General features: G+C 62.2%; 6 protein-coding genes. 5 read left to right on the top strand and 1 reads right to left on the bottom strand.

Annotated features, from left to right (window positions below):
* Positions 1 to 71: 71 nt before the first annotated feature.
* Positions 72 to 746, bottom strand: coding sequence for a GAP family protein (locus HMPREF3104_RS04605; protein WP_052205831.1), 675 nt, complete (start codon positions 744 to 746; stop codon positions 72 to 74).
* Between the two features lie 43 nt (positions 747 to 789).
* On the opposite strand from HMPREF3104_RS04605, the gene HMPREF3104_RS04600 reads away from it, so the two are divergent.
* The 5 genes from HMPREF3104_RS04600 (at position 790) to zomB (ending at position 6,793) form a co-directional block, all read left to right on the top strand.
* Positions 790 to 1,392, top strand: a complete 603-nt coding sequence (locus HMPREF3104_RS04600) for a TetR/AcrR family transcriptional regulator (protein ID WP_168156357.1) — start codon at positions 790 to 792, stop codon at positions 1,390 to 1,392.
* A 125-nt stretch (positions 1,393 to 1,517) separates the two neighbouring features.
* Positions 1,518 to 3,446: a glycosyltransferase gene (locus HMPREF3104_RS04595; RefSeq protein WP_070494601.1), complete on the top strand. Its 1,929-nt coding sequence runs from the start codon at positions 1,518 to 1,520 to the stop codon at positions 3,444 to 3,446.
* Complete coding sequence (locus HMPREF3104_RS04590; RefSeq protein WP_070494575.1) at positions 3,436 to 3,972, top strand: phosphatase PAP2 family protein; 537 nt, start codon at positions 3,436 to 3,438, stop codon at positions 3,970 to 3,972. The genes HMPREF3104_RS04595 and HMPREF3104_RS04590 overlap by 11 nt, the downstream gene beginning before the upstream one ends.
* Positions 3,969 to 4,961, top strand: coding sequence for a decaprenyl-phosphate phosphoribosyltransferase (locus HMPREF3104_RS04585; protein ID WP_070494574.1), 993 nt, complete (start codon positions 3,969 to 3,971; stop codon positions 4,959 to 4,961). The genes HMPREF3104_RS04590 and HMPREF3104_RS04585 overlap by 4 nt, the downstream gene beginning before the upstream one ends.
* Before the next feature lie 17 nt (positions 4,962 to 4,978).
* Entirely contained in the window at positions 4,979 to 6,793 is a 1,815-nt protein-coding gene (gene zomB, locus HMPREF3104_RS04580) for an arabinofuranosyltransferase AftB family protein (RefSeq protein WP_070494600.1), read from the top strand.
* Positions 6,794 to 6,798 lie beyond the last annotated feature (5 nt).

The raw sequence follows: 6,798 nt of genomic DNA, 5'->3' as shown, positions 1-6,798 counted from the left end.
CCAAACCCTACGGCCAAACCCTACGGCCAAACCCAGCGGCTAAATCCCGGCGAGGGTGGAAGGGCGACCGGTTAACCCCGGATCGCCGGAACGCTCTGAGTCACCATGTAGATGCCGACGATGGCGGCGATCCATAAAAGCGTCACTTTTGCCTCGTACTCGAGGCGGGGGATGAGGCGTTCGAGTCGCGGGAAGAACTTCTGGCCGAAGAGCAGTGCCAAGGTGGCGAGGGCAACTGTTGGCACGATCATAATGAGGCAGTAGATGCCCACGGCTCCAGCCTTTGCCACGGATGGGATATCCCAGCTGCCGATGATGCCCATCGCTGCGATGTACGGCAGCATCGTCGCCGCCTCGGTGAGAGATGCGCCGAGGCCCAGGGCGACCATGCTCGGAACACTGCTTGTGGCTCCGGCTGCGCGTTTCGGCAACTGCCCGGGTTCGGGCTTCTTGGGGTTGGGGCCGAAGATGCCGAAAAGCGCGAGGACCGCGCCCAGTATCAACGTGATCCAGGGAAAGACCTCGGTCTGCGTGACCCGTTCGGCAATTGAGCCCAGACCGGCGAATCCGAGGAGGATCCCCAGCCCGAGGAGGAAGTACACCGCCGCAACGGTGAACAGGTAGGTGGTCAGTGCCGGAACTTTAACGGCGCGCCAGTGGACGATGAGCGCGAGGGGAATAACAAGGGTGCCCAGGCTCAGGCTGTCGAGCAGCGCCAAGCCAACAACGGGGATGACTGAACCCATGAGGATCTCCGGATCTCTCGTACGAACGTATTACGCCTTACGAATGTACGAGAATCTAGACTGGTGTGCAACCATGAATGACTTTTCCCTGGACCATCAGTTTTCAGAATCGGCCGCGACAATTGCCGACGCCACTATCCGCATCATCGCGACGCGCGGCCTCGATGCCGTGAGCGTGCGGGAGGTGGCGAAGGAATCCGGGTTCGCCGCCGGCTCTGTGCAGTACCACGCCCCGAACAGGGACACCCTGCTGGCTCACGCGTTCATCCGCTCCATCCAGCGCCAGAGCGAGCGGGTGGCGGCAGTTCCTGAAAGGGAAGGCGAGCTCGAAACCTGGGTGGCGAGGCTTGCCGAGCTCCTCCCGATCGGAGGGGTGCGTTCCGAAGACGCCGCGATCTGGGTCACGTACGGCTCCGCCTCTGCAACCCGGGGCTGGATTGCGAAGCTCTACACCGAGGTGCTTGAAGACTTTCAGGGCAGCGTTGTCGCTGCGCTGGGCGGTGAGGAGGACGCAAAGCCCAAGGCGCGCCTAGTTACCGCGCTGATCAACGGTCTCGCTCTGGACAACCTGCGGGTTCCCGAATCGGAGGCCGACCGCATCGTGGCCGACCTCCGCGAAGGCTTGTGCCTGCTCTTCTCCGGTTAACCCCCGCCGAACCGCGAGCCACACCTGGATTCGGCCCCCGAGCGGTTACGCTGTGTGCTGTGGTATCTCAAAATGCTCAGAACACCCAGAACGCGCAGAACACGCAGATCGAAGACGCGGATCTGATGGATCGCGTGCTCGCGCGTGTACTCATGCCGAAGAAGGGCGAGCCGCACGATGTGCGCATGCTGTACCTGATTGAGCAGGAGCAGAACAAGCAGCGTCTGACGTGGTCGGACCGCACGAGCTTCAGCATCCCGGCTGGCAACGAGGTCAGCTTCCAGACGTATTTCAACGCGTTTCCGGCAAGCTACTGGCGCCGCTGGTCGCAGCTGGACACCGTTGTCCTGGCCATGGAGATCGAGGGCCGCGCGACGGTGTCGGTGTACCGCTCGAAGTATGACGGCACCCGCATCAGCGTGACCAACGTGGACGCCACCGGCTACACGGAGATCCCGCTCAAGCTCAGCAACTTCGAGGACGGCGGTTGGCTGTGGTTCGACATCACCGCCGAGGAGGACACGCGCATCAGCGATGCGGCGTGGTGCTCCCCGCAGGCTCCGCAGGACCAGTTGCTTGCCGACGGCACCGTGGTCCCACCCCAACCCAAACAAGTGGCGGTGGGCATCCCTACGTTTAACCGCCCCCGCGACGCCGTCAACGCGTTGCATGCGTTGGGTGAGGACTCGTACGTGGGGGCGTCGATAAGCCATGTGCTCATGCCGGACCAGGGCAACCAGCACCCGGCGGACGAGCCGGACTTTAACGAGGCCGAGGCCAAACTCGAAGGTAAGCTGCAGATCTTCCAGCAGGGCAACCTGGGTGGCTCCGGCGGCTACTCCCGCATTATGTACGAGGCGCTGAACAGCACCGACGCTCCGTTCATCCTGTACATGGATGATGACATTGCGATTGAGCCGGACTCGATCGTGCGCGCGGTGCAGGCCGCACGCTATGCCAAGCAACCGATTCTGGTGGGCGGGCAGATGCTGAACCTGCAGGATCGCTCGCAGCTGCGCACCACGGGTGAGACCGTGGACCCGAACATCTTCATGTTCTCCGCCGCGAAGCACGCTGTGTACGACCACGACTTTGCCAAGTACCCGCTCGGCTACGTGGGCACGGACGAAGAGGACCTGGATCCGAAAAAGACCACCTCGCGCCCGCTGCATCGCCGCATCGACGTGGACTACAACGGCTGGTGGATGAACCTGTTCCCGCGCGTCGTCGCAGAGAAGATGGGCCTGCCGCTGCCGCTGTTTATCAAGTGGGACGACAACGAATACGCCCTGCGAGCCAAGGAAGCAGGCTTTCCGACGGTTACCTGGCCGGGCGTTGCCATTTGGCACATGGCCTGGGCGGATAAGGATGACGCGATTGACTGGCAGGCGTATTTCCACATGCGCAACCGCCTCATCGTCGCCTCCATCTACGGGCCCGACAACCCAGAGGCGATGCTGAAGAACATGCAGAAGTCCACGCTCAAGCACTACTTCTGCATGGAGTATTCGACCATCGCTATCCAAAACGAGGCGATGCGCGACTTCCTCGCCGGCCCGGACCAGCTCTTCGACATCCTTGAATCCTCGTTACCTCGGATTCAAGAGATCCGTAAGGAGTACTCGGATGCGCAGGTTCTGCCGTCTGCAACCGAACTGCCAGCACCCACCGGCGCGCCGGGCGTGCCCACCAACAAGCTTGGCGGGCGCCTGGCCAAGGTGAAGAAGATCCCGTGGGCGGCGAAGGCGTTGCTGCACTTGCGTAAGGAGGAAGACCGTTCCCACTGGGACGCCCCGCAGCTGAACCTGACCGCGGAGGAGGCTCGCTGGTACACGCTGGCACGTGTGGATTCCGCAACCGTGTCCACCGCAGGTGGTACCGGCGTGGCCTTCCGCAAGCGCAACAAGAAGCTGGCGGATCAGCTGGTGGAGGAGCAGAAGCAGCTGCGCGCTGAGATCAAGGAGCGTTGGGCTGAGCTGAAGCGCACGTATCGTGAGGCTCGCCCGGAGCTGAGCAGTCATGAGAACTGGGGGAAGATCTTCGATGCGCAGTAAATCCAAGAACGCCAGTAAGGAAACCGACCTGCTGGTAGCCATCCAGGACGCGTTGTACTGCCCATCCACCGTCAAGGGCGCACGTGCGCTGAGCCACTTCGGCGAGCACGACCTTGGGTGGTTGGCGCTCGCGGCGACGGGCGCTGTTGCCAGTGCCGCGGTTGGGGAAAAGACGAAGAGTAGGAAGTGGGTTGCGTTGGGCGTCGGTACGTTTGCGGCGCATGCTGCAACGGTGGTGCTCAAGCGCATCGTGCGTCGCCCGCGACCGAATGATCCGCGGGTGAAGATTGGCGTGAAGACGCCTTCGCAGCTGTCGTTTCCTTCCTCCCACGCCGCAAACACGGGTGCCGCCGCAGTACACCTGGCCAACATCACCGGAAAGAAGTGGCCGTGGCTTTTGGTTCCGGTGATGATGTTGTCGCGTAACGTGCTCGGCGTGCATTACCCAACTGATACGCTCGCGGGTGCCGCGTTGGGTGCGCTGTCAGCAAAGGTTGTGATTGAGGGAGAAAGGCGAACGCGATGACTTTGCCCCCAGAGCCACTGCTCAGGCCTGAGCCGCACACGGCCGGGGTGGATGTGGTGGTGTCTAAGACGCCGCCGAAGAACCTTCCGGATGCGATGATCAAGGGGCTTCGTCCCAAGCAGTGGGTGAAGAACGTCCTGGTGCTGGCCGCTCCGCTTGCGGCTGGTTTGGACGCGTTGCATGCGCGCACCTTTGTGGATATCGCGTTGGCGTTTGTGGTGTTCTGCTTCGGCGCCTCCTCGATTTACCTGATCAATGACGCGCGTGATGTGGAGTCGGATCGTCAGCACCCAACGAAGCGTTTCCGCCCGATTGCCTCGGGCATGCTGCCAATCAATTTGGCGTATGCCATGGCGGTGATCCTGATTGTGCTGGCGGTGGGGCTGTCTTTCTTTGCGACGGACGGCGTTTCCCTCGCCACCGTCATCTCCGTCTACATTGCGCTCCAGCTGGGTTATTGCTTTGGGTGGAAGCACATTCCGGTGATTGATATCGCCCTGGTGTCTTCTGGCTTCATGCTGCGCACGATGGCCGGTGGTGTGGCCGCGGGCATTGTGCTTTCGCAGTGGTTCCTGCTGGTTGCGGCGTTTGGTTCGTTGTTTATGGCTTCGGGCAAGCGTTACGCGGAGCTGATTTTGGCGCAGGAGACTGGCGCGAAGATCCGCAAGGCGCTGGAGGGCTATACGCCGACGTATCTGCGTTTCGTGTGGACCTTGTCCGCGGCCGCCGTGGTGATCTTCTACGCCCTGTGGGGTTTTGAACTGTCCGCCGCCGTGGGTGGTGCGCCGGCGTTGTGGTACCAGATCTCCATGGTGCCGTTTGTGATTGCGATTCTGCGCTACGCCGCTGAGGTTGACGGCGGCCGTGGTGGCGCGCCTGATGAGATCGCTTTGGAGGACCGCGTGCTGCAGCTGTTGGCTGTGGCGTGGCTGGTGTGCATCGCTATGGCTGTGTACGTGGCGCCTGCGTTGGGTGGGACTGCACTGTAATAATGCGGTCTGAATCGATGCGGTCTCACGAAAGGATTTCGCTGTACGTTGCCACCGCCATTGCGGCGGTGTTGGCGTTTTGGGGTGGTTGGACTCGCCGCTGGATGTCTGATGATGGGCTGATTGTTCTGCGCACTGTCCGCAACTTGTTGGCGGGCAACGGTCCGGTATTCAACATTGGCGAGCGGGTGGAGGCCAACACGTCCACCCTCTGGCAGTACCTGATTACCGCATTCGCGTGGGTGACCGGCGGGCGTTTGGAAGACGTTGCAACCTCCCTCGCGCTGACCTTGACCATTCTGGCTGCGGGCATTGCTACGTATGCGTCGGGAAGGTTGTGGCAGCGCAGCGCGTTGCATCCGCTTCCCGTCGTGCCGTTTGGCATTGTCATCTATGTAGCGCTGCCGCCGGCTCGTGACTTTGCCACCTCTGGTCTGGAGTGGGGGCTATCGCTGTTTTGGCTGGCTGTGTGGTTTGCGTTGCTTGTGGATTGGGCAACGCCAGCCCGCCGTGCGAAGCCCGAGGCGGGCTACCTGCTGGCTTTTTGGGCTGGGCTGTCCTGGCTGGTTCGTCCGGAGCTTGCGCTCTACGGCGGGCTGACCGGCATCGTGCTGCTCGCGTTCTCTCCGCGTAAGGCGCCGGGCATTCTGGCTGCCGCGCTGCCCATTCCGGCGGCGTATCAAATTTTCCGCATGGGTTACTACGGCCTGCTTACTCCGCATACGGCGGTGGCGAAGTCTGCGTCGGATAGCCAGTGGGCCCAGGGCTGGGGCTACGTTCGTGATTTCGTTGACCCGTACGTGTTGTGGCTGCCTTTGCTCGTCGCGCTGATCACCGCTGTTTCCCTGGTGGCGGCCAGGGGAGTGGCGCGTGGCCGAAGGCTTGCGATCGCCCTGCTCATTGTGGGTTGCGCCTTCGTACATGTGCTGTATGTCATCCGCGTCGGTGGCGATTTCATGCATGGCCGCATGTTGCTGCTTCCCCTGTTCGCGTTGCTTTTGCCCCTGATGACCGTGCCGTATTCCCGCAAGGTCGCCGTCGGTGCCACCATCGTCGCCGTATGGGCAACCGTGATCGTGTTCCGCGGGCATGAGGCGGATCTGGAGACGTTCAACCGTCCCAACGCTGAGCTGGGGATTGTGGACGAGCGCAGTTTCTGGACCGCAGCCTTGGGCCGCGAGCAAGGCAACGCCCCCATGTACGCCGAGGACTTCCTCACCTCGCCGCTGATGCGTACGTATGAGCCAGTGCTGCGCCAGGCTGTGAAGGATAACGCGGCGCAGATCGCGTTGGTGCGCACCTCGCAAGATCCGCTGACGTATGAGTGGTACCCGCGCGAGCGTGTCCACTTGGATACGGATCTGCAGAATTTGGGCACCACCGTCTACTGGATCAATCTGGGCATGACCAGTATGAACGCTTCGTTGGATGCGCGCATTCTGGACACGGTTGGCCTGGCCACCCCGCTTGCTGCGCGTATGCCGCGCGACCCGGACGGCCGCGTGGGCCATGACAAGCAGCTTTCCGCCGAGTGGCAAGTTGCGGATACCGCCGTTGACCTGCACCAACTCCCGGAGTGGATCGACGAGGAAAAAGCCCGCCAGGCCCGCGCGGCGCTGCGCACCCCGGAGATCGCGGAACTGCTCGCCAGTTCGCGTGAACCGATGAGCCGCGAACGCTTCCTGGCCAACATTCGCTACAGCCTTGGCCCAGGTAGGAGCCTTATGCTTGACGACGACCCCACGCACTACCTCGACCCCACCACCCTGAGGCAACTACGCCGCGGCGCCGATATGGGATTGAAGACAAACGGCAACCAGATCGCTTGGTGACCTAT

Source organism: Corynebacterium sp. HMSC30G07, from assembly GCF_001806945.1.
GTDB lineage: Bacteria > Actinomycetota > Actinomycetes > Mycobacteriales > Mycobacteriaceae > Corynebacterium > Corynebacterium riegelii.
The sequence above is the reverse complement of the archived record's forward strand: the minus strand, read 5'-3'. Positions and strand labels throughout refer to the sequence as shown.

Bases quoted from the DNA above. Each gene is read 5' to 3' on its own strand.
- HMPREF3104_RS04600 (WP_168156357.1), top strand. From the start codon at position 790: ATGTACGAGAATCTAGACTGGTGTGCAACCATGAATGACTTTTCCCTG.
- HMPREF3104_RS04585 (WP_070494574.1), top strand. From the start codon at position 3,969: ATGACTTTGCCCCCAGAGCCACTGCTCAGGCCTGAGCCGCACACGGCC.
- HMPREF3104_RS04595 (WP_070494601.1), top strand. From the start codon at position 1,518: ATGGATCGCGTGCTCGCGCGTGTACTCATGCCGAAGAAGGGCGAGCCG.
- zomB (WP_070494600.1), top strand. From the start codon at position 4,979: ATGCGGTCTCACGAAAGGATTTCGCTGTACGTTGCCACCGCCATTGCG.
- HMPREF3104_RS04605 (WP_052205831.1), bottom strand. From the start codon at position 746: ATGGGTTCAGTCATCCCCGTTGTTGGCTTGGCGCTGCTCGACAGCCTG.
- HMPREF3104_RS04590 (WP_070494575.1), top strand. From the start codon at position 3,436: ATGCGCAGTAAATCCAAGAACGCCAGTAAGGAAACCGACCTGCTGGTA.